The 23,422-nt window shown below is 39.4% G+C and carries 23 protein-coding genes and 1 pseudogene; 2 read left to right on the top strand and 22 right to left on the bottom strand.

The annotated features are described in order from the left end of the window. Positions 1-2 precede the first annotated feature (2 nt). From HMPREF1521_RS01560 to HMPREF1521_RS01510, 11 genes are all read right to left on the bottom strand, one after another. Positions 3-518, bottom strand: coding sequence for a cob(I)yrinic acid a,c-diamide adenosyltransferase (locus HMPREF1521_RS01560; protein ID WP_038114983.1), 516 nt, complete (start codon positions 516-518; stop codon positions 3-5). Between the two features lie 67 nt (positions 519-585). After that, on the bottom strand, positions 586-993 hold the full coding sequence (ndk, locus tag HMPREF1521_RS01555; protein WP_038114982.1) for a nucleoside-diphosphate kinase: 408 nt from the start codon (positions 991-993) through the stop codon (positions 586-588). 13 nt (positions 994-1,006) lie between these two features. Further along, a complete protein-coding gene (gene htpX, locus HMPREF1521_RS01550; RefSeq protein ID WP_038114980.1) occupies positions 1,007-1,879 on the bottom strand; it encodes a zinc metalloprotease HtpX in 873 nt (290 codons plus the stop codon). Positions 1,880-1,936: 57 nt separating this feature from the next. Next, a complete protein-coding gene (gene thrB, locus HMPREF1521_RS01545; protein ID WP_038116007.1) occupies positions 1,937-2,851 on the bottom strand; it encodes a homoserine kinase in 915 nt (304 codons plus the stop codon). Positions 2,852-2,856: 5 nt separating this feature from the next. Then, the gene (locus HMPREF1521_RS01540; RefSeq protein ID WP_038114978.1) at positions 2,857-4,146 is read right to left on the bottom strand and encodes a homoserine dehydrogenase; all 1,290 of its coding nucleotides are present in this window, start codon (positions 4,144-4,146) and stop codon (positions 2,857-2,859) included. A 25-nt stretch (positions 4,147-4,171) separates the two neighbouring features. After that, positions 4,172-4,621 (bottom strand): ACT domain-containing protein, encoded by a 450-nt coding sequence (locus HMPREF1521_RS01535; RefSeq protein ID WP_038114976.1) that lies wholly within the window; start codon positions 4,619-4,621, stop codon positions 4,172-4,174. Positions 4,622-4,634: 13 nt separating this feature from the next. Then, entirely contained in the window at positions 4,635-5,627 is a 993-nt protein-coding gene (locus tag HMPREF1521_RS01530; RefSeq protein WP_038114975.1) for a lysylphosphatidylglycerol synthase transmembrane domain-containing protein, read from the bottom strand. Beyond that, entirely contained in the window at positions 5,624-6,478 is an 855-nt protein-coding gene (locus HMPREF1521_RS01525; protein ID WP_038114974.1) for a ChbG/HpnK family deacetylase, read from the bottom strand. Before HMPREF1521_RS01525 ends, HMPREF1521_RS01530 begins: the two co-directional genes overlap by 4 nt. A 136-nt stretch (positions 6,479-6,614) precedes the next feature. Then, the gene (locus HMPREF1521_RS01520) at positions 6,615-7,409 is read right to left on the bottom strand and encodes an RNA methyltransferase (RefSeq protein WP_038114972.1); all 795 of its coding nucleotides are present in this window, start codon (positions 7,407-7,409) and stop codon (positions 6,615-6,617) included. 1 nt (position 7,410) lies between these two features. Next, positions 7,411-9,156, bottom strand: a complete 1,746-nt coding sequence (locus tag HMPREF1521_RS01515; protein ID WP_038114971.1) for an ABC transporter ATP-binding protein — start codon at positions 9,154-9,156, stop codon at positions 7,411-7,413. After that, complete coding sequence (locus HMPREF1521_RS01510; protein WP_038114969.1) at positions 9,143-10,867, bottom strand: ABC transporter ATP-binding protein; 1,725 nt, start codon at positions 10,865-10,867, stop codon at positions 9,143-9,145. The genes HMPREF1521_RS01515 and HMPREF1521_RS01510 overlap by 14 nt, the downstream gene beginning before the upstream one ends. Before the next feature lie 218 nt (positions 10,868-11,085). Between HMPREF1521_RS01510 and tpx the strand changes: the two genes are divergently transcribed. Together tpx and HMPREF1521_RS01500 are read left to right on the top strand one after the other, a co-directional pair. Beyond that, positions 11,086-11,601 carry a thiol peroxidase gene (tpx, locus tag HMPREF1521_RS01505; protein ID WP_038114968.1) on the top strand — a complete coding sequence of 172 codons (516 nt, stop codon included), beginning with the start codon at positions 11,086-11,088 and terminating at the stop codon, positions 11,599-11,601. A gap of 104 nt (positions 11,602-11,705) precedes the next feature. Next, positions 11,706-12,101: a phosphate-starvation-inducible protein PsiE gene (locus tag HMPREF1521_RS01500; RefSeq protein WP_004695756.1), complete on the top strand. Its 396-nt coding sequence runs from the start codon at positions 11,706-11,708 to the stop codon at positions 12,099-12,101. Between the two features lie 85 nt (positions 12,102-12,186). Here the strand turns inward: HMPREF1521_RS01500 and HMPREF1521_RS01495 are convergent, their stop codons facing one another. The 11 genes and pseudogenes from HMPREF1521_RS01495 to hrcA form a co-directional block, all read right to left on the bottom strand. Continuing rightward, the gene (locus HMPREF1521_RS01495) at positions 12,187-14,091 is read right to left on the bottom strand and encodes a glutamine synthetase (protein ID WP_038114967.1); all 1,905 of its coding nucleotides are present in this window, start codon (positions 14,089-14,091) and stop codon (positions 12,187-12,189) included. Between the two features lie 235 nt (positions 14,092-14,326). Further along, entirely contained in the window at positions 14,327-14,770 is a 444-nt protein-coding gene (locus HMPREF1521_RS01490) for a GatB/YqeY domain-containing protein (protein WP_038114966.1), read from the bottom strand. Positions 14,771-14,898: 128 nt separating this feature from the next. Further along, entirely contained in the window at positions 14,899-15,078 is a 180-nt protein-coding gene (gene rpsU / locus HMPREF1521_RS01485) for a 30S ribosomal protein S21 (RefSeq protein ID WP_004695751.1), read from the bottom strand. A gap of 158 nt (positions 15,079-15,236) precedes the next feature. Beyond that, positions 15,237-15,581, bottom strand: coding sequence for a histidine triad nucleotide-binding protein (locus tag HMPREF1521_RS01480; protein WP_038114965.1), 345 nt, complete (start codon positions 15,579-15,581; stop codon positions 15,237-15,239). Positions 15,582-15,592: 11 nt separating this feature from the next. After that, positions 15,593-16,888 carry a tRNA (N(6)-L-threonylcarbamoyladenosine(37)-C(2))-methylthiotransferase MtaB gene (gene mtaB, locus HMPREF1521_RS01475; RefSeq protein WP_038114963.1) on the bottom strand — a complete coding sequence of 432 codons (1,296 nt, stop codon included), beginning with the start codon at positions 16,886-16,888 and terminating at the stop codon, positions 15,593-15,595. A 37-nt stretch (positions 16,889-16,925) separates the two neighbouring features. Continuing rightward, positions 16,926-17,657, bottom strand: coding sequence for a 16S rRNA (uracil(1498)-N(3))-methyltransferase (locus HMPREF1521_RS01470; protein ID WP_038114961.1), 732 nt, complete (start codon positions 17,655-17,657; stop codon positions 16,926-16,928). After that, complete coding sequence (locus HMPREF1521_RS01465) at positions 17,654-18,517, bottom strand: 50S ribosomal protein L11 methyltransferase (protein WP_038114960.1); 864 nt, start codon at positions 18,515-18,517, stop codon at positions 17,654-17,656. Before HMPREF1521_RS01465 ends, HMPREF1521_RS01470 begins: the two co-directional genes overlap by 4 nt. A 55-nt stretch (positions 18,518-18,572) precedes the next feature. Further along, a complete protein-coding gene (gene dnaJ, locus HMPREF1521_RS01460) occupies positions 18,573-19,709 on the bottom strand; it encodes a molecular chaperone DnaJ (RefSeq protein WP_038114955.1) in 1,137 nt (378 codons plus the stop codon). Positions 19,710-19,725: 16 nt separating this feature from the next. Continuing rightward, entirely contained in the window at positions 19,726-21,564 is a 1,839-nt protein-coding gene (gene dnaK / locus HMPREF1521_RS01455) for a molecular chaperone DnaK (RefSeq protein ID WP_038114953.1), read from the bottom strand. A 28-nt stretch (positions 21,565-21,592) separates the two neighbouring features. Further along, complete coding sequence (gene grpE / locus HMPREF1521_RS01450) at positions 21,593-22,138, bottom strand: nucleotide exchange factor GrpE (RefSeq protein ID WP_038114951.1); 546 nt, start codon at positions 22,136-22,138, stop codon at positions 21,593-21,595. Beyond that, a pseudogene (gene hrcA, locus HMPREF1521_RS01445) lies at positions 22,138-23,167 on the bottom strand (heat-inducible transcriptional repressor HrcA). The gene grpE and the pseudogene hrcA overlap by 1 nt, the downstream one beginning before the upstream one ends. Positions 23,168-23,422 lie beyond the last annotated feature (255 nt).

Raw genomic sequence — 23,422 nt, 5'->3', positions numbered from 1 at the left:
ATTTATTCAGCTCCGATTTCTTCCTCTACGCGGCACAGGATAAAACAAAGATCCGATAAGCGATTCAAGTATCGCAAATTCGACTCATGAACGCTTTCGCCGCTATCTAATACACGCCATAAAGCGCGTTCTGCACGACGTGCTATCGTTCTCGCAACATGCAAATATGCAGAGGATCGTTTATCCCCGGGAACGACAAAATTAGATAAAGGTTCTAATTTCTCATCAAATTTATCGATCACTTTTTCAAGATGCCTTACCTGTTGGTCCGTTACATCCGGAGCCTTATTGAGACTCGCGATATCCGCCATCAGCGTCCATAATGTACGTTCCAAATCATATAATTCTACTTGAACTCGTGCATTCTCCGCATACGCTCTGGCAAGACCTATAAAGGCCTGTAATTCATCAATTATACCATAAGCTTCCACTCGTAATGATGATTTCGGTACTCTTTCGCCCGTATATAAACCTGTCGTACCGGTATCACCCGTTTTAGTATATACACTACTAGCCATATAAATACCTCCTTATAAATAGAACATGATACGAATGTAAACGAGTTACATGATATGAACCTTAAAATTATTTATATTCCGGAAACCAAAGATGTACTTCACGCGCTGCCGATTCAGGAGAATCTGACGCATGAACCACATTGGAATCCATCGTTAAAGCATAGTCACCACGAATACTGCCAGGAGCCGCATCTACAGGATTAGTAGCCCCGTTTAAAGCACGTACAGATACAACTGCATTTTCGCCTGCTAAAACAAATGCAAGAACAGGTCCGGATGTAATAAAGTTGACTAATTCACCAAAGAACGGTTTATCTTTATGCTCCGCATAATGCTCTTCCGCCAGTTCACGAGGCACATGTAGCAATTTTAAAGCCTTAATCACAAGGCCTTTACGTTCATAACGGCTTAGAATTTCACCGCTTAATTGGCGTTTTACACCATCCGGTTTGATTAAAACTAATGTTTCTTGCATGGCTTACCTCCTGTTAATGCTGAATGTATTTAGAGTTTTGTGCTTGTTTTTTTAATTTTTCAATACGTTCCTCCGTACGTGGATGTGTACTGAAAAGATTACTGAAACTTTCACCAATACCGACCATAGGATTGATGATAAACATATGTGCCGTCGCATTGCTTGCATTAGGTAGTGCACCATGTTTAGAGTAGTAATCGATTTTAGCCAGAGCCGATGCCAGTGCCATCGGATTGCGACACATATCACCGCCGCCTTCATCGGCCGCAAATTCACGAGTTCGAGAGATACTCATTTGAATGAGTCCCGCAGCAAGAGGTGCCAGTATAATCATGCCGATGAGAGCTAAAGGATTACTCCCCTGTCCGTCTCGACTGTCTCCGCGCCCCATGAAAGCAGAAAACTGCAACACCTGCGCTATCATTGAAATAGCACCCGCCAACATAGCGGCAATGGTACTGATTAACGTATCGCGATTCTTAACATGTGTTAATTCATGACCGAGTACGCCTTCAAGTTCATCATCCGTCAATAGCTGTTGAATACCTTGCGTAACAGCAACCGCCGCATTGTTCGGATTTCTGCCGGTAGCAAACGCATTCGGCACCTCGCTGGGAATGATGTAAACCTTCGGCATAGGCAATTGGCCGTTTTTTGCCAATCTCTCGACCATACCGTACAATTTTGGATTTGATTCCGCTGTTACAGGCTGTGCATGATATTGGGCAAGAACGATTTTGTCACTATACCAATAAGACATGAAATTCATCCCCATTGATATGACGAACATCAATAGCATGCCGTTTCTTCCGCCGATCATATCGCCTGCAGCCATTAAAATAGCTGTTAACAGCGCTAATAAAAGAGTTGTTTTTATATTGTTCATGGTTTCCTCCGATTATAGTGTTGTGGCTATGCTACAACACTATAATTATACCATAAATTATATAATTCTTGCTCCTTTTGTATCAGCTTCCAGACAATATATTTTATTTTCAACGTCATGAGATGTGAATACCTCTCCCATAGCTTTTGCGACGTTTTCAACATGACATTTATCGGTATAAGCAATCAATGTAGAGCCGGATCCGCTAATGGTTGCACCATAGGCTCCTTCCGTTTTAGCGGCCATAAATACATCATCGCAATGAGGAATTAAGGCTTTTCGATATGGTACATGCAAATTATCTTCCAAAGCTATAGACAGATTATCTAACTGATGTGTAATAAGACTCGTTACAAACAGTGATGCATGGCTCACGTTTTGAACCGCCTCTTTAAAAGGAATATGATGAGGCAATACGGACCTGGCATATTCCGTAGAAACCAATACCTCCGGTACAACTACGGCAAAGTGCAGTTCCTCCGGAACGGGAATTACCGTATTTAATACTTTTGTTTTTAAGCCGGTTGCACAACATAAGTTTCCGTAAATCGCCGGTGCCACATTATCAGGATGACCTTCCATGCGATTGGCGATTACCAGAAGTTCTTCTTTAGTCAACGGATTTTTAACGAGAGTATTCGCCAATAACAAACCGCCCACAATAGCGGTGCTGCTACTACCTAAACCACGCGAAGGAGGAATTAATGTTTCTGAAGTAATATGACCGTAACGTATCGGTTCCTGAACAGTTGCAAAGACCTGATCCATGGCAAATCCGATGAGATTTTTCTTAGGATCCTCCATGCGGAGGATGTCGGCACCAAACCCTTCAAATGTATACGTGTACTCCATGGCATCCTCAAGGGGTGTAAAAGTAAAGATATTATATAAATTTAAAGCCAATCCCAGGCAATCGAAACCGGGACCGCAATTAGCACTGGTAGCCGGAACTTGAACGCGTATGGTTTTCATATCCATTAATCTTCCATAATACGAATAACACTATTGACTGATTGAACAGAACGCAAGCTGTTAAAAGAGTCTATAAGATTTAAAATGTACGAACGAGGGCATTTAGACGTAACGATAGCAAGCACTGCCATTTCAGGATCCATATTGCGCTGCACAATAGATAGGACGGAAATCTTTTGTTCCGCTAATTTAGCGGAAATTTTAGCTAAGACACCCGTTTTATTATCTACAGCTAGTCGTATATAGTAACTGGATTGAATTTTACCGGGTGCGTAAATATTCTTTTGATCATAATAGAATGATTTCAATTGACCGGTAGATCCGTTGGAAATATTTTTCGCAATCTCCATAATATCGCTTACTACGGAACTGCCCGTTGGCAAGCTGCCCGCGCCGCGACCATAGAACATGGCGTCATCGATTCCGTTGCCTTTCACATAAATCGCATTATAAGAACCGCGCACGGAGGCCAACGGATGCGTAACCGGTACAAATGCGGGATAAACATTAAGTGATAACCCTTTATTAGATTCCTTCGCAATGCCTAGTAATTTGATGTTATAGCCGAATTCTTTGCCGAATGCAATGTCTTCCGTATCGATTTTTGTAATCCCTTCAACGGATACATCGTCAAAGAAAATACGGCGATTAAAGCTGATGGATGCCAAAATTGCCAATTTACGAGCCGCATCGAGCCCCTCCACGTCAGCCGTCGGATCCGCCTCAGCATAACCCAATTCCTGAGCTTCTTTTAGTACATCTTGATAGCTCAAACCTTCATCGGTCATCTTAGATAAAATAAAATTTGTCGTGCCGTTCATAATACCGATGAGTTCCGTAATATGATTGCCACCCAAAGATTCATACAATGTGCGAATAATAGGAATACCGCCTAATACAGAGGCTTCAAAGCGCAAATCCACCCCATTTTTACTTGCCAGTTCCAATAAGTATGGACCCGATTCAGCTAATAAATCCTTATTAGCCGTAACGACGTTTTTCTTCGCTTTAAGAGCCTCCTCTACACAATCCTTGGCAAAGGTTGTGCCCCCCATTAACTCCACAACGATTTGAATCGAATCATCTTCTATGATATCTTTTATATCGGTCACATATTTAGTTGCTACAGGCAAAGTAATATTGCTGTATTTATCAGGATTGCGCACAAAAATTTTTGCGATATCAATATCAACACCGGTACGATCTTTAATGATTGCTGCATTAGTCTGCAATAAATTAAATGTCCCTTGCGCGACCGTACCGAAACCTAATAAAGCGATTTTAACAGTGGTCATAATAATTCTATCCTCAAAATGCGGACTAAGCCTGTCCTAAAATCTCTACCTTAATAATGCCCTTCATAGAGCGGATTTCATGCAGTAAATCCTCGAGGGAACCTTGTAAATTCTTTGTCTCAAAAGAGATACTGCTGTTGGCAATCCCCTGTAGCGGAATATCCTGATTGATCGTTAAAATACTGCCGTTTCGATCGGCGATTGCTTTCAATACACTGGATAACATACCCGATTCGTTCGACATAGATACGGTTATGCTTACAATCTTACCTTGAGCGATTTCAAAAAACGGGAATACATAATCCTTGTATTTATAATATGCAGAACGACTCAAATCCATTCTTTCAACGGCTTCGTTAATCGTCTTAACCTCACCTAATTTTAGGATTTCCTTTACCTTAATGGTTTTTTTGATCGCTTCCGGTAAAATATCTTCTTGCACAAGATAAAACTTATCTTTTTTTGGTTTAGACATACAATACACTCCCTTACTGTTCATGTGATGTTTCCTGAGCCACAAATTGTCGCCCATATAATGTTAACACCGCATACATTCCAATAAAAAACGGTAAATACTCCGCTACAACGCGCCATGCAACAGCCACAATACCAACTGTTCCGGCCGGCACGAATGAACCGAATAGAACTACGAACAATCCTTCTGCGATTCCTGTTCCCCCAGGTGTCGGTGCAAAATATAAAATGAGATTTAATAGAATCATCCGATCCAACACATCGATGATATGAATATCCGATGTAAAAGCATACATTAAGGCCGGTGCAATACAATATAAACAAAGCAGGCTCAAGCCGGATTCAAAAAATACGACAATAGACTGTCCCGGTTTCTTATATAATAATCCCAGTCCCTGATTTAAGGTTTCAAGCTTCGATAACCAGTCTTTAGTTTTATCTACCTTAAAGTACTTAGCTAAACGATATACAAATTGTCGCATATATTTAGTTTGTAATATATAGGTTCCTAATAAGGTCGCTATTACCGCCACAACAGCAAATACAAGCAACATATTTCGTGAAATATATGGTATTTCAATGGCGTCGTGAAGAAAAACGAACGGTAACATGACTACGAGAAACATAATTGAGAATACCGTACGTATCAATACGATAGGTGTTCCCTTTCCCAACGGTACACCATAACTTTTAAGGACCAAAACCTGAGCTACGGCCCCTCCGCTGGCCCCCGGCGTCAACATAGCCATAAAATAATTACTGAATATAACGCGAAGTACAGCTTGAATCGACAGCTTATAACCACCTATTTTTACGAGTCTCTGCAACCGTAATCCATCAAAGTACATTCCCAATGTTAAAGCCAGAAGTGCTAACAACAACGAAACTGCGTTAAAGCGCCTTATCGTTTTAAGTGCTTCCAGATCGATGGTGTAATATATGATCCCTGCAGATACGCTGATGAGTAAGAGAAGCATCAGAATGCCTCTCTTCATCATCTTACTCATGCCAAATCTCCATAATTAATCAACTCAATCTTATGCTGATTAATATATAAACGCGTATGATGCGAACAAACTGCTTTCAATTCATCCTCCCAGTGATATCCCCAGTCATAACGGCTGCTGAGGGCTCTATCATCATTGCCCGGATGTATCATCAACTCATGGGTACCGCTACGGTGACTTACCTCTTTCAAAATTCCCATTAAGGTCTTTTGATTGATATGACCGCCATTTATCATGCCCCAGAAAAATTGGGTGCTTATAATATTATTACTTCTGATAAAAGAGCGTGCATTATCCGCTACCGATGAAAGCCCCACTTTGCCGAGAAAGCGAACCGGATTGTACGAATAATTGATAAATCCGCTCATCTCCTGAGGAATGCGAATCGCCTTTATACCATACTGTTTCGCCTGTTCCACCACAAGTGGTAACACGCTAGGAAGAATATGCATATGTTGATGCCCGTCAATATGCGTTATATTAAGACCGGCATTCATAATTATGGATACTTGACTCTGTATTTCCTTACGCAATTCATCAAAATTAATTTTACCCGTATAAAGTCTTTTTATAAACTCCACATAGGTATTGGGAAATCTTCCCTGTTCCGTCAATAGTGACGATACCTCAGATGGATCACATACCGGTTTGAGACCTCCAACCAAGGCGATATGAATACCGATGTCCAACTTTGGGTTTTTTTTAGCCATGCTTATGGCTTCTGTAAAAGCTTCGCCTCCTGCTAATAAGGAGGTACTCGTAATAATACCTGTACGATGACCGTCAATAATCCCTCTGTTTACAGAACTATGAAGGCCAAAATCATCAGCATTTACAATAAGTTTGGACATAATCATCTTCCTTTTCATGTAAAAAAGGGAGAACTTTGTTCTCCCACAAAGGATATATGTTATTGTACCAAATACAGGTATCAAAAATCAATACAAAAGTCCTCTGCTTGTATACTAGCAGAGGACTTTTAAAATCTTATTTGATAAGCTGTTCCTGCACCTTATACATGCAAAGTGCCGCAGCTATCGATACGTTGAGAGATTCTATATCTCCGTACATAGGAATAGAAATACGGTAATCAGAGAAATCTAATATCTCCTTTGATACACCATTACCTTCATTACCGAATATTAATAAACTGCGCGAAGCATACCGGATATCTTGATATGGTACTGAATTCTCCAAGGCTGTTACATAAGTTGTTATTCTCTGTTCTCTGATTACATCATAAAATTCCGATAGTGATACATCCTCATATAAAGGAATCTTATGTAGTGCACTCATTGTGCTGCGCACAGTCTTATCATTAAACGGATCCACGGTTCCTTTCAACGAGAATATTCCTTTCACGCCTGCCGCTACGGCCGTACGTATAATGGTCCCCAAGTTACCCGGATCCTGTACCCCGTCCAACGCTACATATAAACCGTCCGTTATGCGCAAATCATCAATAAAATATTTAGGTTTATTTGCTATAGCCATCACACCTTGACCATGAACGGAGTTTTCCAACTTGTCGAACAAAGGGTCCTGAACGATATATGTCGGTACAGATTGTATATCTGATACACTTAATAACTCCTGAATAGTGTGTTCCTTCATTTTCGATTCTCGTATAACGATAACTTTAATAGCACCCATTTTCGCCACATCACGAATCGATCGAATACCTTCTAGGACATATTCATCATATTTCTGACGATATTTTCGATTACTTAAGGCAACCATGCGCTTAATCGTCTTATTGTCTTTTGATTGAATATACTCCATACTATCTCCCGTCACGTTGTTGTCGCCATAAATTATAAAATGCGCCCTTATTCTTTATAAGTTCATCAAAAGAACCGATTTCCTTCATTTTACCATATTCCAAATATACGATTATATTTGCATCCTCAACCGTGGATAATCTATGAGCCACGCTGAGAATAGTTTTACTGCCCCGTATACGCTCGATGCTGGCTTGGATTGCTTTTTCCGTATGACTGTCGATATTTGCGGTTGCTTCATCCAATAATAATATCGATTTTTTGCTCAATAATGTACGGCCGAAAGCGAGTAATTGTTTCTGTCCGTCCGACAATAGAGAACCCAAATAGCCTACAGATGTTTTATAACCGTCCGGCAACTGTTGAATCATGCCGTCCAAATTCACCTGACGGGCCGCTTTCACCATATCCTCATCGGGAATAGAGGTATCGAATAACTTCAGATTATCCTCTATAGTTCCTTTAAATAAATAGGCCTGTTGAAAAACATAACCCATAATATGTCGTAGTAAGGAACTGTCATAATCCGCAATATTGATATCATTTATATAAATTGCACCCCTGGTTGGTTTATGAATGCCCATCAATAGTGAAAGTAATGTGGTCTTGCCGCTGCCCGACGGACCGACAATACCTATAAATTCACCGGCATTAACGGATAATGTAAAGTCTTCCAAGGCATATTCATCATTATCTAGATAAGAAAACCAAACATGGTCAAATCGAATGCTGCGAATCACTTTAAATTCATCGGGAACAGATGTAATCAGCTGTCTATCTTCTTCCTCCAGCAAAGGAACTAACCGTTCCGCACCGGCCAAAGCGCTCTGCAGTGAATTGTATTTATCGGCGATTTCTTTCATAGGCTGAAAGAAGCGATCCATATATTGGATGAACGCGAAAACTGTACCTGCATCAGCAACGGAGTCGACCAGATTTGTCGTCGTAAATATAACGATAAGAGCAACGAAAAACAGACCATCCACAAGAGGCCTGAAGATAGAAAACGTGGTAACCTCGAAAATACCGGCCGCTAAAAATCTTTTGTTTACCTCGTCATAACGATCCTCTATATTGCGTTCACCACGATAGGTTTTTACGATAACAATATAATTTAACAGTTCTTTAATACTCGCATTGGATGCGGCCACAGAAGTACGCACCTGGCGGAACGCCTTGCGGGAGAACTTCTGGTATATCCATATGATACCTCCCATAATAGGCACAAGTATTGTCATGATAATGGCTAAAGGAATATTGATGAGATACATAAAGCCTAAAATACCGATAATCATGAGAGAACTGCTTAAAAGACTTAGAATAACTTCTGTATATAGAGTTCGTAATGCTTCTACATCATTAGTAATACGCGTCACCCAGTTACCTATAGGTAGTTTATAAAAACCTTTATGTGATTTATTGAGTATTTTCCGGAAGATAATCCCCCGTATATGGTAAATAATCTTTTGACCGAATGATTTTAAGAAATAGTTTTCTACAAATATACATATAACACTGCCCAAAATCGTTATAGCATACAGGACAGCATAATATTGAATTACATGTATATCATTTGTAGCAAAACCAAGATCGATGACCTGCTTGGACAAGTAAGGCCGCAACAATAATAAGATAAGATTTCCTAACAAAGCAAATGCGGCTATCATCAATATACCCATATATGGACGTATATAAGCACTTAAATGTTTAAATAAAGCCCAATCATTCCGGACATTACGCTTCTTCATGTGCGGCCCCTCTCTGTGCCATATATAATGTATAATACAAGCCCTTATTATTTAATAGTTCTTGATGATTTCCGGATTCTACGATACGTCCTTCATCAAAGACGAGAATGCTGTCAGCCTTTTCTATTACCTCCAGGCGTTGAGAAATACAAAGTATGGTTTGTTCATGGGAGGAACGCAGTGTATCGAGAATCGTATGAACCGTAATCGCATCTAATGCGGAAAAGCAGTCATCTAATAACAAGTAAGGAGCATTTTTATAAAATCCGCGCGCCAAATTGATGCGCTGTTGTTGTCCGCCGGACAGATCGCGCCCTTCTTCCCCTAAGACATGTAGATCATCGTGCAGATAATCACCTAAATCTCTATACAAATCCGCTTTTTTAGCGGCTTCCTCCAAAGATATGTGATGAATGGAACTCTGGCCGAAGGTGATATTGTCTGCGATTGTAGAACTCAATAGATAAGATTGTGTAGGCACATAGGCAACGGAATTACGCAATACGCCTAAAGGAATATCTGTAATATCACGATTGCCGAAATAAATTGATTTTTGAGGACTTTTCTGCAAGCCGATCAACAATTTGAATAGTGTACTTTTACCGGAGCCCGGTTTTCCTACAATGCCTATAAAAGAGCCCTTCGGTATTGTTGTCGTCACCTGCGATAATGCCTGAACCTTTGCGTTATCATAGGTAAAATTTAAAAATCTGACATGAATATCCTCTAACGTTAATATGGAATCGGTATCCTTGATATTTTCCGGCGGTAATTTCATAAAATCCATGATGCGGTCTAACGATGCCAACCCCTTCTGTATGATGGATATGAGTGAACCGACACTGATTAAAGGGCCTATAATGAGCATGATAAAAGAATTAATGGTAACAAACTCACCGATGCTCATACGCCCCTCCACAGCGAGACGCCCACATACAAAGATGCTGATACTGATACAGATAAACGGTGCAATCCGTGTGAGCGGTGTCAAAATAGAATCATATAAAGCGACATCCATATTCTTGTTATAATTTAGCCGATTGATATTATCAAACAACTTTTCAATGACCGATTCACGATTGAAAGCTCGCATCACATCCATGCCCTGAAACAGTTCCTGTCCAAATTCAGTCATATCGCTGTACGTCGTTTGTGCACTTCTCTGTTTAACCCTCAACTTACGTCCTAACAGAAAAATTGCAATTAAGGTAAATAATACAGGCGTCATGATTTGAGCCGCCAAGAGAATGTCGATTTTTTTGATTAATACTACGGAGCCCACAATGGAATAAAATACGATATCCACAACGATCATCACGCCCAACCCTAAAGCAACGCGCAACGATGTCACATCATTGGTCATCAGCGCCATCACCTTGCCGGGTCCGTTCATTTCGTAATAAGTCGTCTCGATCTGCAGCGCCTTCTTACAAAGCTTCTGACGAAACTGATACTCCATCCTCCGAATGGATCCTAATAAAGTGCGACGGGAGATAACTTTCAAAATAGTTATAATAATTAATAGTGCCACAAAATACAAAATATAACGAACAAGGCCCTCCTTGTTATGACTCAATGTATCGATAGCATTTCCGATAAATTGAGGGACCAATAAAAAAGCCACATCAATTGCCATCAACAACATGATGCCTATTGCATAAATCCAACCTTCACGGCGGAAAAAATCTTTAAAAAAATCTACAGATTTCATAATTCCTCTCAATTATATTTAACATAGTCTATATGTATCATAGTATGTTTGCTATATAAATACTACTATTTTTTTCATTATATTATCAATACAATATCTTTTCTGAAAGTATATCGAATTTTTTGATTTACTTATAGATGTGTAAATGATATACTATGCATAGATACAAGACGTATCCTTAATTTACTTAACATTGAAACTCTTAGGAGGAATACAACATGGAAAAACGTACTGGTGTAGTTACATTTGCAGGTGGTCCTATTACTTTGGTGGGCCCTGAAGTTAAAGTAGGTCAACAAGCTCCTGATTTCACGGTTTTGAGCAATGATTTACAACCTAAAACATTAAAGAATTTTGACGGTAAAGTAAAAGTAATCTCCGTTGTACCATCTCTTGATACAGGTGTTTGCGATGCTCAGACACGTTGGTTCAACCAAGATGCAACAGCACTTTCCGAAGATGTAGTCGTATTGACAATTTCTATGGACTTACCATTCGCTCAAAAACGTTGGTGTGGTGCTGCAGGCGTAGATAAAGTTGTTACTTTGTCTGACCACAAAGATGCTTCCTTCGGTGAAAACTATGGTTTCTTGATTGAAGAGCTTCGTCTTTTAACTCGTGGCGTTGTAGTAATCAACAAAGATAACAAAGTAACTTATGTTGAATATGTACCTGAAGTAACTCAAGCAGTTAACTTCGATGCTGCATTAGAAGCAATTAAAGCTGATATCTAGTCCGTAGATATTCATTTGATTATACGATTGTGTAATCATAAAAAGACCGTACGGTGTACGGTCTTTTTTATGTGGTTAGTATTTGTATTGTAGGTGATTATTATATGTGGATTCGTATTTCTAAACTATTATTAACGATAAAAAATATAGCCCTTGTAGGCGTTGGTATTGCACTTTGTATTGCACTTATTAATACATTGATTAGTCTTGTCTATGTTACGTGGGCAAATATTCAAGGTTATAGTACATACTCTTTATTAATTGAAGAACTAATTACCTTCTTTCTATACTTTGAGTTTATTGCACTCATCGTCAAATACTTTAAAAATAACTTCCACTTTCCGCTTAACTTCTTTTTATACATTGGCATAACTGCAATTGTAAGACTTCTAATTATCAATCATGAATCATCATTTGATAATTTGATTTGGTCTGTCGCAATTTTTGTACTTGTATGTAGTTTAGTACTAGTAGAAAAGTTTATTGGACATAATGAATAACCATAGAATTAATTATCTTCTATATCTCTAAATAGAAAATGGCCTCTACTACGGTAGAGGCCATTTTTATGGGTAATTTAATTAATTAGAAGATATTTTTGCTGTAGTTAGCGTACTTAGCTTCTAATTCTTCCATTTTATCATTCATTTCAATTTGTAATTGAGATGCTAGATCATATTCACCATCATTAAGTGCATCAATTAAACGAGTGAATAAGGATTTACGATCGTCACTATCTTTAGCAAGGTAGAAACGTAAATCATTAACTTCTGCAAAGCGTTTATCATCTACACTATTTCGGCTGTCAGTATGAATTGCAACCATACTACGAACTGTATCCAAATTATTTGGAATTAAACGATTAGCCAAAACTAGTTTCCAACGTTTAAGAATTGAGGCAATAAAGGAATCCATTAAATCTTTAGCAAATGCATTGCCTTGAGCCAATGTTTCTACTAATTCAGGATTATTTTGATAACCCTTTATATTTTCCCATACAGTAGCTGGAGCAACACCAAACATTTGATTACGTTCTTCTTGTGTAAAATCATCAAATACATCTTTTTCAGTACGGTATGCACGATTTGTAGCAAGATAATCAGATGTTTCACCTACTTCTTTGGAAAGCTCTGTTTCCAATTGGGCTTGTGTTTTACCAGATGTAATAGCATATTTCATACCATCAAATGCAGAAATAAAGATTAATGCTAAAGCAGTATATGTATTAGTGTAAGGATTTGGAGAACGCAATTCGTAACGTGTTGCCATAGGATTATCGATATCTCGAATTAAACCGCAAAGGATTGTACGGTTACGGCTAGGTTCAGATGGATCAGTACCTAAAGATGTAACAATACATACTGGCGCTTCAAACCCAGGTTTTAAACGATTTAAAGAATCTGTTGTAGAGCTAATGAATGGATTAATGGCTTCATAGTGTTTTAAAAGCCCCATAATTGCACCAATTCCTAAAGAGCTAGCAGATTCTTTACGCATATCTTCTGGGCTAAATAAGTTAACAACTTTACCAGATTTTAATTTAGCCATAACACCAAAATGAGTATGTTCACCAGAACCAGCTACACCAATTATTGGTTTTGCATTAAATGTTACATCAAGGCCATTTTCACGGAATACTTCACGAACAATGATACGAGCTTGTAGTTCATTATCTGCTGTTTGTAATGGATTATTTGAGAATTTCCAGTCGATTTCTAATTGTTCTAATACAACTGCTTCATGACCATCTTCATCAAGTTTAGCTTTAACGCCACCTACTTCTTTATGACCCATTTCAGCAACCATACCATATCGATCAAGACGTTCAACAGCTTGTTCTAATGCAGTACGAACTGTACCATGAGTACGTTGCCAGTATTGTTCTTGTAATTTTTGGGATACGGATAATTCTTTTTTTGTAACTGTTCTAGATGGAGTTTTTACCCAGAATTCTAGTTCTGTTGCAGATGTGAAAATGATATCTACAACTTCATCAGCTTTCACATGTGGCATACTAGGTAAGCCATGTTCTTTAATCAAAGCCAATAATTCAGCACGCACATAGTCGCAGCTGCGTTTTAAAATAGAACGAGAATCTACATAGCGATAGTTATGCATCAAGAATGCAGGAATACGAAGTGTACCAGTTGGTAAGCCTGTGACAGGATCAATATTTTCGTAGTTGTAATCAACAAACCAGTTCACACTTGGATCACCCCACATATCTACACGAGCATTATTTAATGTAGCAATATTTGTAAGTACTACAGAGGAACCATCTGTTTGAACAGCACGACCTTCAAAGAAAGATTCGTAGTCATCGAAGAATGCTGACATAGGAATCTTTTCATCAGTATCATTACCTGCTAAGTCAATACCTACAAGAGATACGAACTTGATTTCAGGATGTTGTTCTAATAATGCAAGAACGCCTTCTTTCCCATATTGACCCGCTGGAATGTAATATAATAATTCATTAGTTGTCGACATATTTGTTCCTCCTAAAAGAAAAAGACTCCAACAAATAAATATATAAATTATATATCTAAAGTGGAGTCCTCGTTGACCAATTATTTTATTGAATTCATATTATCATATGTTGAAAATATATGTCAATAACTTTCTATAGAATTTCATTATTTTCTTAAAGTTACATCCAACACACTCATTACTATCAACTCTAATCAATAACTGTATATAGAATAGCCGTTGATATCACTATATATTATCCAAGTAATTCTTTAACAATATTATTGACAACCTTACCATCTGCACGCCCTTTTGTTTTTGGCATTACATGTTTCATAACATCGCCCATATTTACGTTATCACCACATGCAGCAATGGCTTCTTGTACAATTGTACGGATTTCATCTTCTTTCAATTGCTCTGGTAAGTATTTTTGCAATACAGCCATTTCTTCTTTTACATGACTAATTAAGTCTTCACGACCTGCTTTTTCAAATTCTGTTAAGGAATCTTGACGAGTTTTCATTTCCTTCGCCAAAATGCCGAGAACACCGGCATCATCAAGTTCTACCTTATCATTGATCTCCGTATTTTTAATAGCGCTATTTACCATGCGGATAACAGATAATGCCGTCTTTCCTTCTTCACGAGCCTTCATTGCGGCTTTCATATCTTCTTTTAATTGATCCTTTAAGCTCATCATAGCCTCCTTTTAAAATAATAGAATGCTCTATCGTACATACTGACCTTTAGTTAGCCAAATAATATAAAGAAACCCTAATTCCGAATTTCATGAAGCCATGAAAAGGCAGAATTAGGGTAATCATCTTATGCTCTGAATTTGCGTTTTCTTGCTGCTTCAGATTTTTTCTTTCTTTTTACGCTCGGTTTTTCGTAGTGTTCGCGCTTTCTAACTTCAGACAAAACACCTGCTTTTTGGCAGGAGCGTTTGAATCGGCGAAGAGCACTTTCAAGCGTTTCGTTTTTACCGACTTTGATTTCAGACATCTATATCCCTCCCTCCAAAAATAATCTCAGGGAAGTGCTGATAATTTATATACGCACATATACATATTATATGCAGTGTACCAGTATCTGTCAATATTTTCCGGTATATTTTATAGGATTTTTAATAGGCCTTGTAAAGTAGTCTGACATCTGGATAATCATGCTTCAGGCCATCCCATCTCTTCACCGCCCAAGAGATGAGCATGCATATGAAATACGGTTTGACCGGCTTTTCCACCAGTATTGAAAATCAAACGATAACCATCTTTAGAAATACCGAGTTCTTTTGCAACATCACGAACAAAAGGTAGTAATCCTTCAACGTAATCTTCATTCTTTTCATTAAGATGAGCAATGTTAGAAACGTGATTTTTAGGCACAATCAGTACATGTACTTTTTTGACAGGTTGAATATCATGAAATGCATAGAACTTATCATTCTCTAAAACTTTTTTAGAAGGAATTTCACCATTGATAATTTTACAGAAAATGCAGTCGCTCATAATTAAACTCCTTATTCAATAATCAAATAATTATCCTCTAATCCTGTAACAATCCCACCGATGAGATCACCAATTTTATGTAATCCATCAGATTTAATTTTACCATTTACATATTCACTTGTTAAACCCGTATAGTAACCATTCTCTTCTTTCTCAATCAGGATTTCGCCGGGCTTACCGATGCGGGACTTGGCATATGCTTCATAACCGGATTGGCTAAGACTATTTAAAAGCGCTACGCGAGTCTTTTTTACAGCCTCGGGCACCTGATTCGGCATGGTTGCCGCCGGTGTGCCTTCACGAATAGAATACGGGAAAGCATGAATATGAGTAAAACCGATTTCTCGGACGGTTTGTAAGGTTTCTTCAAAATCCTCATCCGTTTCCTGAGGGAACCCGGCGATGATATCCGTCGTAATTGACAAATCTTGAATGCGAGCTCGTAGACTTGCTATCAAATTCTTATATTCTTGCAACCTATAATGTCGTTTCATAAGATTTAATACATGATCGGATCCGGCCTGTAACGGCAAATGTAGATGCGGACATACCCGTCTGTCTGTCGCCATTAATTCCACCAACTCATCAGATACTTCAACGGATTCGATGGAACCGAAGCGGATACGATATAAGTTTGGAATTTCAAGCAATGCTTTCACTACATCAGCTAATGTAGGACGCCCCGGTAATTCAACACCGTAATTTCCCAAATGAATACCGGTCAGAACAATCTCATGAAATCCGTGTTCCACCAATCGATTCGCTTCCCGTACAATATCATCGATTTTACGGGATTTTAACTGACCTCTCGTATAGGGAATGATACAGAATGCACAATAATTATTACAGCCTTCCTGAATTTTCATGAACGCTCGTGATTTGTCGGATTCATTACCATACAGCGGCATTTCTTCAAAATTTGATTCCTTCATAATATCACGGACAGCATTGATTTGACGTTCCGTAGATTCCAATTGTTCAACAAGTTCTACGATTTTAGAACGATTATTCGTGCCGATAACGAGATTAACCCCATCAATGGCCGCAATGGCATCGGGATCAAGCTGTGCATAACATCCTGTCACGATAACATAAGCATCCTTATTTTGACGCTTTGCCTTGCGAATTAACTGTCGGGATTTTTTCTCCCCCATATTCGTAACGGAACATGTATTAATGACATAAATATCCGCCTTTGTATCGAAGTCGACCGCCCGATAATCATTCTGTAAAAATAAACCTTTCATGGCATCCGTATCGTACTGGTTAACACGACACCCCAAGGTTGTAAAAGCAACGGTTTTCATTGCACCTCTCAATTCTAAATCTATATCTGTTCTAATTTTATAATTCCAATTCATATTGAATCATCGCTAACGCGCCTATAGCAGCCGTTTCAGCTCGCAAAATAGTATGTCCCAACGATACCGATTGGCCACCACATTCTATAATAGCATTGATTTCCTTCTCTTGATAGCCCCCCTCCGGGCCTATACAGATGAGAATATCCGAGATTGACGAGTCGGATGATACATTTTGTAATGCATCCTTTATAGTCAGACCGTTTTCATTTTCATAGGCCACCAGTTTTACTGCTTCTTTTTCAATCTTTAATACTTGTGAAAGCGTTTCTCCTACAACAAGAGACGGTAACTGATTCCGTCCGCATTGTTGGGCCGCCTCCAGCATAATTTTCTCCCATCGCGATACTTTGGAGGTCAATTTTTTATCATCGTATTTAGCAACGCAATTAGATGTGCTTACTAAATAGACAGTATCTACATTTAGTTCGGTTGCTTTCTGTAATACCCACTCCAGCTTTTCACCCTTTAAAAAAGATTGGACCAACACAACGCGGTACATGGCCTCCTGTGAATCTACGTACTCGATAAGTTCAGCCTTCGCTTTCCCATCTATTTCTTCCATAATTCTGTAACTACCACATCGCCCGTCACTACCGGTGACGATAATAGGTCTTTCAAGACGATGACGAAATACATGAAGCACATGATGAGTCACATCTTGAGGTAATTCAATATATTCACTTAATGGCGTAGAAATAAATATTTTTTTCATCGTTTCTCTAATGCGAATGTATGCCAGGGGCCTGACACTCGCTCCTCAATAATGTTCCAGTTATTCATGATGTAAGGCATAATTTCCTCATAACGATCATCGATAATTCCGCTGATAATTAAAACGCCCTTATCATCCAGTTTAGACCCTATCTGAGGCAGCAATATTTTTAACGGATCTACCGTCAAATTAGCAAGAATAATCTGTGCCGATCCATCAAAGTCACTGTCCAGATTACCACAAATAATATCCGCCTTTACATGATTAGTATCACAGTTGAGACGAGCCTGCTGAGCCGCATACTCTTCGATATCAATCCCTACAAGATGTGTAATTCCTAAATAAGATGCTACCAATAGGAGTATGCCTGTACCGGTTCCTATATCGAGACAGGTCACATCATCAAGATTAATAGATCTGCTATATTTCTCCAGCAACTCCGCACAGCTTCTCGTCGTTTCGTGAGCCCCTGTACCGAAGGATATGTCCGAATCGATTTCTATAATTGTTTTATTATCAGTATTATCATAATCCTGCCAAGCAGGCTTGATAACCAAACCGGGAAGTATTTCAGTAGGCTCAATATACTGCTGCCACGAATTCAGCCATGTCGATTCATCAAGCATATGTGACACAATTGATGAAACTTCGATATCAGCCTCTATAAGACGACTCTTTAAATCCGCCTCTATCATCCTGACATCTGATGATGCATCGGCATATAGGGTGTATTTAAGTAAATCTGGATTATCCTCTATATCCTCTTCTATAATTCCATTGTCTGTATAATCGTAAAAAAGAGTAGTCACCTCATCGGTGGCTACTCTTTCACAGACAATGGATATTTCTATCCATTGCATATATGCTCCTTTATAGGGAATGTGAAGAAATGAACCATTCTTTCACATGAGCTGTTCATTTCGTTAAACAGTCCTTTATCTTATCAAAGAGACTTTTACTTACCTGTAAATTATTGACGTCCTCATTGCTTTCATTAGCAAATCGCAATAATAACTCACGCTGTGTATCGGTCAATTTCTTAGGCGTTTGGACATTTACCACGATATGTTGATCCCCCCGTTGTTTAGGGTTGCGCAAATAAGGAATACCTTTGCCCTTTACGCGGAACGCCGTTCCCGTTTGAGTACCTTCCGGAATCTTTAACTCTACTTTACCATCTAAAGTGTTCACTTGTATAGAGGCACCTAATGCAGCTTGAGCAAAGCTGATATTCACACGACTGATCACGTCATTTCCATTTCGTTCAAATTCCTTATGAGGACGAACGAAGATATACACATAAAGATCACCCTTAGGGCCGCCTAAGATACCAGGTTCCCCTTCATTGGCGACGCGCAATCTGGATCCGCTATCCACACCGGCAGGTATTTTAATGGAAATTTTTCGTTTCGCCAACATCTCACCGGAACCGCGACATTTAGAACATGGTTTCTCAATGATCTTACCGCTACCGTGACAGCGTGAACATGTACGAACAGATTGCATACGCCCAAATGGAGTATTCTGAATAACCGTTTCTTGACCGGACCCCTGACAGTTTGGACACGTATCGACACGAGATCCCGGTTCACCACCGGTACCATGACAGTGATCACATTCTTCATGACGATGTACTTCAATGTCCATAGACTTACCAAAAGCCGCATCTTCAAAGGAGATATCTATATCTTCGCGCAAGTCATTGCCTTTTTGAGGTCCCTGTTGTTGGCGTCCGCCCCCAAACATACCGCCAAAGATATCGCCGAAAATATCACCGAAACCGCCAAAGCCGCCTTGGAAACCTCCGGCCCCCGCACCGCCTCCTTGTTTGAAGGCATCGTGGCCGAACTGGTCATACTGTGCTTTTTTTGTTTCGTCAGACAATACTTCGTAAGCTTCGTTTGCTTCTTTAAACTTCGCTTCCGCTTCCTTTGGATTATCTTTATTTACATCCGGATGGTATTGGCGAGCCTTTTTACGGAAGGCTTTTTTAATTTCATCCTGAGTAGCATTTTTACTGACCCCCAGAATGTCATAATAATCCCGTGCCATTCATTACCAACCCTTCTTATTTCTTTTCGTCATCCACTACTGTATAATCCGCATCTACAACATTATCATCAGCTTTTGCGCTACCTTGCTGTTCAGCACCGCCCGCAGCTTGTTGTGCCTGTTGAGCAGCTGCATACATTTGTTCAGCTAACTTGTGTAATGGAGCAGTTAAAGCTTCACTGTCTTTTTTGATGTCATCAATGTTGCCGGCTTCGATAGATTTCTTCAATTTATCTTTTGCTTCTTCCACTTCTTTCATCAAAGCAGCATCGCCCTTACCTTCAAGGTCTTTTAATGCTTTTTCCGCTTGGTAAACTAAAGAATCCGCATTGTTTTTAACATCTAATTCTTCTTTTTTAGCCTTATCTTCCGCTGCATGAGCTTCCGCTTCTTTTACCATGCGGTCGATTTCCTCTTGTTGTAAACCGCTGGAAGATGTGATTGTGATTTTTTGTTCCTTTTGAGTACCCAAATCCTTAGCTTTTACGTGTACGATACCGTTAGCATCGATATCAAATGTCACTTCGATTTGAGGAACCCCGCGAGGAGCCGCCGGAATGCCATCCAAGTTGAAACGACCCAATGTCTTATTGTCCGCCGCAAATTCACGTTCACCTTGTAATACATGAATATCTACAGACGGCTGATTATCTGCCGCCGTGGAGAATACTTGAGATTTAGATGTAGGAATTGTAGTATTTCGGTCGATAATGCGTGTAAATACACCGCCCATTGTTTCAATACCGAGGGACAATGGAGTTACATCGAGCAACAATACATCTTTAACTTCACCTACCAATACACCGCCTTGAATAGCTGCACCGATGGCAACACATTCGTCAGGGTTAACGTTTTTAGTCGGTTCTTTACCCAAAACTTTTTTAATAGCTTCCTGCACAGCAGGGATACGGCTGGAACCACCGACAAGCAATACTTTATCAATATCGGATGCAGAAAGGCCGGCATCTTGCATCGCTTTACGTGTAGGTTCAATCGTTGCCTGTACCAAATCAGCTGTCAATTCTTCGAATTTTGCACGGCTCAATGTTACATCCAAATGTTTAGGACCTGTAGCATCAGCAGTGATGAATGGCAAGTTAATATTCGTACTTGCTACACCGGACAATTCGATTTTAGCTTTTTCTGCCGCTTCTTTTAGACGTTGATCGGCTAATTTATCGGTGGACAAATCGATACCGGTTTCTTTTTTGAACTCTTCAATAAGGTATTTCATGATGCGTTCGTCAAAGTCATCACCACCAAGATGGTTATTACCGGATGTAGCCAATACTTCAAATACGCCGTCGCCTAATTCAAGAATGGATACGTCGAATGTACCGCCACCAAGGTCAAATACGAGAACCTTACCGTCTTCATCCTTATCTACGCCGTATGCAAGTGCAGCAGCCGTAGGTTCGTTGATGATACGAAGAACTTCAAGACCTGCAATAGCACCAGCGTCTTTTGTAGCTTGACGTTGAGCATCTGTAAAATAAGCAGGTACCGTAATAACAGCCTGTTTTACAGGTTCGCCCAAATATGCTTCCGCATCGGATTTGATTTTTTGAAGAATCATCGCAGAAATTTCTTGCGGTGTATACTCTTTACCCTCCACTTTAACTTTGTAGTCACTACCCATATGACGTTTGATGGAAATAATCGTGTTTTCCGGATTAGATACGGCCTGGCGCTTTGCCAACTGACCTACAAGACGTTCACCGTTTTTAGCAAAACCAACGACGGAAGGGGTTGTACGAGCACCTTCCTGATTAGTAATAACCGTAGGTTCGCCACCTTCCATAACAGCAACACAAGAGTTTGTAGTCCCTAAATCAATACCAATTACCTTTGCCATAATATATGACCTCCTAATACTATATAATCTACTCAACAACCTTTACCATCGCCGGACGAATACAACGTCCATCAACAGTATAGCCAGTTTGCAATACTTCACAGACCGTATCAGACTCATATTCATCTGACGGTACACGCATAATCGCCTGGTGAAAATTCGGATCAAACGGTTTTCCCACAGCTTCGATAACAGCTAAGCCATGTTTAGATAGCATAGCCATCAGATTCTGATGAATCATGATGAATCCATCGAGGAATACCTTTGCATCACCTTCTGCAGGAGATTGAACAGCGCGTTCAAAATTATCCAAAACAGGAAGTAAATCGGTAAGCACATCTCCTTTAACGAATCCTGCAAGTTGTTCCTTTTCCTGATTCGTGCGCCGTTTAAAGTTTTCAAAATCTGCCTGTAACCGTTTATAGCGATTATCAAAGTCAGCTTTCAACTCTTCCAGCACTTGAGCGACATCTGTTACCGCCTCATCGGATTCTTCAACGACTGAATCTTCAACGGGAGGATTTTCCACCTTCTCATCAGTCGCCTCTTGTTTAATGTCTTGTTCTTCAGCCATTACATACCCTTTCTATTTTTGTTCTTTTATCATGGTTTCCATTACATGTTTCATATGTGACAGCATACCGATGATACGCCCATATTCCATCCGCGTCGGGCCGAGAATAGCCAGTGTTCCTATCGGCTGCTCTTGATTCCTGAAATCAGCCTGCACCACACTCATCGTGTGGAGTGCCTCCGTCTGGTTTTCCACGCCTATTTTTACCTTTATCGGTGTCGGCGAATCATCTTTCAATAACTGTCCTAATTCATTCTGTTCTTCCACTAATGAAAGTAAGGGTTGTACCTTTTCAACAGATTTAAACTCCGGTTGATTTAACAACTCCGTAGCGCCTACGGAGTAAAACAACTTGCGTTTATTAATCGCTCGTAATAAGGTTTCCGAGAAAACCAATAAAACCTCCTTAGGTCCTTCCATATGAATCAAAATCGTACCCAACGCTTCGGCCGTAATATAACCGATGCTTACATTCTGTAAGGCATTACTGAATTGTAATGCTAAATCTTGTAATACATCCGGTGATACGCTTTCACCAAAGTACATCAACTCGTTATCTAACGCCCCCGCCTCGGTAATCACAACCATGATAGCCTGATGACCGCCTAGAGGCAATACATGAATATATTTCACTAAGGCGCTGTCATGCGCCGGTGCAAGAAATAAACTCATGCTATGGCTCACTTGTGAAAGCAGTTTAGCCATATTGAAAAATAATTCACTCGTTGACCCGTTGGAATGTTTCCAAATCATTTCTATTTTTTCAGCATCCTGTAATGGAACAGGTTGTCGATTCATCATAGAATCGACATATAAACGATAGCCCTTCGCTGAAGGAATACGTCCCGCCGATGTATAAGGTTGCTCCAAATAGCCTAATTCCTCCAAATCGGACATTTCATTGCGCACCGTCGCAGGGCTGATACCGAGATTATAATTCTTTGCAATCGTTCTTGACCCTACCGGTTCTGCGGATTTAACGTAATCTTCAATTATGGCTTTCAAGATGCGCTGTTTTCTTTCATCCATAATAACACCTCTTGTTAGCACTCATAAACTTTGAGTGCTAATCGCATGTATAATATTATCACACTTACATAAATTGTCAAGCAAAAAAAATCCCTAAAAACTCAAATAATATCTATTTAGTCAAAAAGACAATTCAATTTTTGAAATTAATTAGTCAAAAAATCAAAGACTATAAATAAGAAAACACTTATCCTATCTCACGTTTGACAATCCTCTATTCATTTCTCAAACAGATAAAAATAAATCTAATTGAAA

The organism is Veillonella sp. AS16, assembly GCF_000517785.1.
Lineage (GTDB): Bacteria > Bacillota > Negativicutes > Veillonellales > Veillonellaceae > Veillonella > Veillonella denticariosi.
This window is presented reverse-complemented; position numbering and strand designations above follow the sequence as displayed.

Excerpts from the sequence above, each read along its gene's own strand:
- HMPREF1521_RS01560 (WP_038114983.1), bottom strand. The coding sequence starts at position 518 with ATGGCTAGTAGTGTATATACTAAAACGGGTGATACCGGTACGACAGGT.
- ndk (WP_038114982.1), bottom strand. The coding sequence starts at position 993 with ATGCAAGAAACATTAGTTTTAATCAAACCGGATGGTGTAAAACGCCAA.
- htpX (WP_038114980.1), bottom strand. The coding sequence starts at position 1,879 with ATGAACAATATAAAAACAACTCTTTTATTAGCGCTGTTAACAGCTATT.
- thrB (WP_038116007.1), bottom strand. The coding sequence starts at position 2,851 with ATGAAAACCATACGCGTTCAAGTTCCGGCTACCAGTGCTAATTGCGGT.
- HMPREF1521_RS01540 (WP_038114978.1), bottom strand. The coding sequence starts at position 4,146 with ATGACCACTGTTAAAATCGCTTTATTAGGTTTCGGTACGGTCGCGCAA.
- HMPREF1521_RS01535 (WP_038114976.1), bottom strand. The coding sequence starts at position 4,621 with ATGTCTAAACCAAAAAAAGATAAGTTTTATCTTGTGCAAGAAGATATT.
- HMPREF1521_RS01530 (WP_038114975.1), bottom strand. The coding sequence starts at position 5,627 with ATGAGTAAGATGATGAAGAGAGGCATTCTGATGCTTCTCTTACTCATC.
- HMPREF1521_RS01525 (WP_038114974.1), bottom strand. The coding sequence starts at position 6,478 with ATGTCCAAACTTATTGTAAATGCTGATGATTTTGGCCTTCATAGTTCT.
- HMPREF1521_RS01520 (WP_038114972.1), bottom strand. The coding sequence starts at position 7,409 with ATGGAGTATATTCAATCAAAAGACAATAAGACGATTAAGCGCATGGTT.
- HMPREF1521_RS01515 (WP_038114971.1), bottom strand. The coding sequence starts at position 9,156 with ATGAAGAAGCGTAATGTCCGGAATGATTGGGCTTTATTTAAACATTTA.
- HMPREF1521_RS01510 (WP_038114969.1), bottom strand. The coding sequence starts at position 10,867 with ATGAAATCTGTAGATTTTTTTAAAGATTTTTTCCGCCGTGAAGGTTGG.
- tpx (WP_038114968.1), top strand. The coding sequence starts at position 11,086 with ATGGAAAAACGTACTGGTGTAGTTACATTTGCAGGTGGTCCTATTACT.
- HMPREF1521_RS01500 (WP_004695756.1), top strand. The coding sequence starts at position 11,706 with ATGTGGATTCGTATTTCTAAACTATTATTAACGATAAAAAATATAGCC.
- HMPREF1521_RS01495 (WP_038114967.1), bottom strand. The coding sequence starts at position 14,091 with ATGTCGACAACTAATGAATTATTATATTACATTCCAGCGGGTCAATAT.
- HMPREF1521_RS01490 (WP_038114966.1), bottom strand. The coding sequence starts at position 14,770 with ATGAGCTTAAAGGATCAATTAAAAGAAGATATGAAAGCCGCAATGAAG.
- rpsU (WP_004695751.1), bottom strand. The coding sequence starts at position 15,078 with ATGTCTGAAATCAAAGTCGGTAAAAACGAAACGCTTGAAAGTGCTCTT.
- HMPREF1521_RS01480 (WP_038114965.1), bottom strand. The coding sequence starts at position 15,581 with ATGAGCGACTGCATTTTCTGTAAAATTATCAATGGTGAAATTCCTTCT.
- mtaB (WP_038114963.1), bottom strand. The coding sequence starts at position 16,888 with ATGAAAACCGTTGCTTTTACAACCTTGGGGTGTCGTGTTAACCAGTAC.
- HMPREF1521_RS01470 (WP_038114961.1), bottom strand. The coding sequence starts at position 17,657 with ATGAAAAAAATATTTATTTCTACGCCATTAAGTGAATATATTGAATTA.
- HMPREF1521_RS01465 (WP_038114960.1), bottom strand. The coding sequence starts at position 18,517 with ATGCAATGGATAGAAATATCCATTGTCTGTGAAAGAGTAGCCACCGAT.
- dnaJ (WP_038114955.1), bottom strand. The coding sequence starts at position 19,709 with ATGGCACGGGATTATTATGACATTCTGGGGGTCAGTAAAAATGCTACT.
- dnaK (WP_038114953.1), bottom strand. The coding sequence starts at position 21,564 with ATGGCAAAGGTAATTGGTATTGATTTAGGGACTACAAACTCTTGTGTT.
- grpE (WP_038114951.1), bottom strand. The coding sequence starts at position 22,138 with ATGGCTGAAGAACAAGACATTAAACAAGAGGCGACTGATGAGAAGGTG.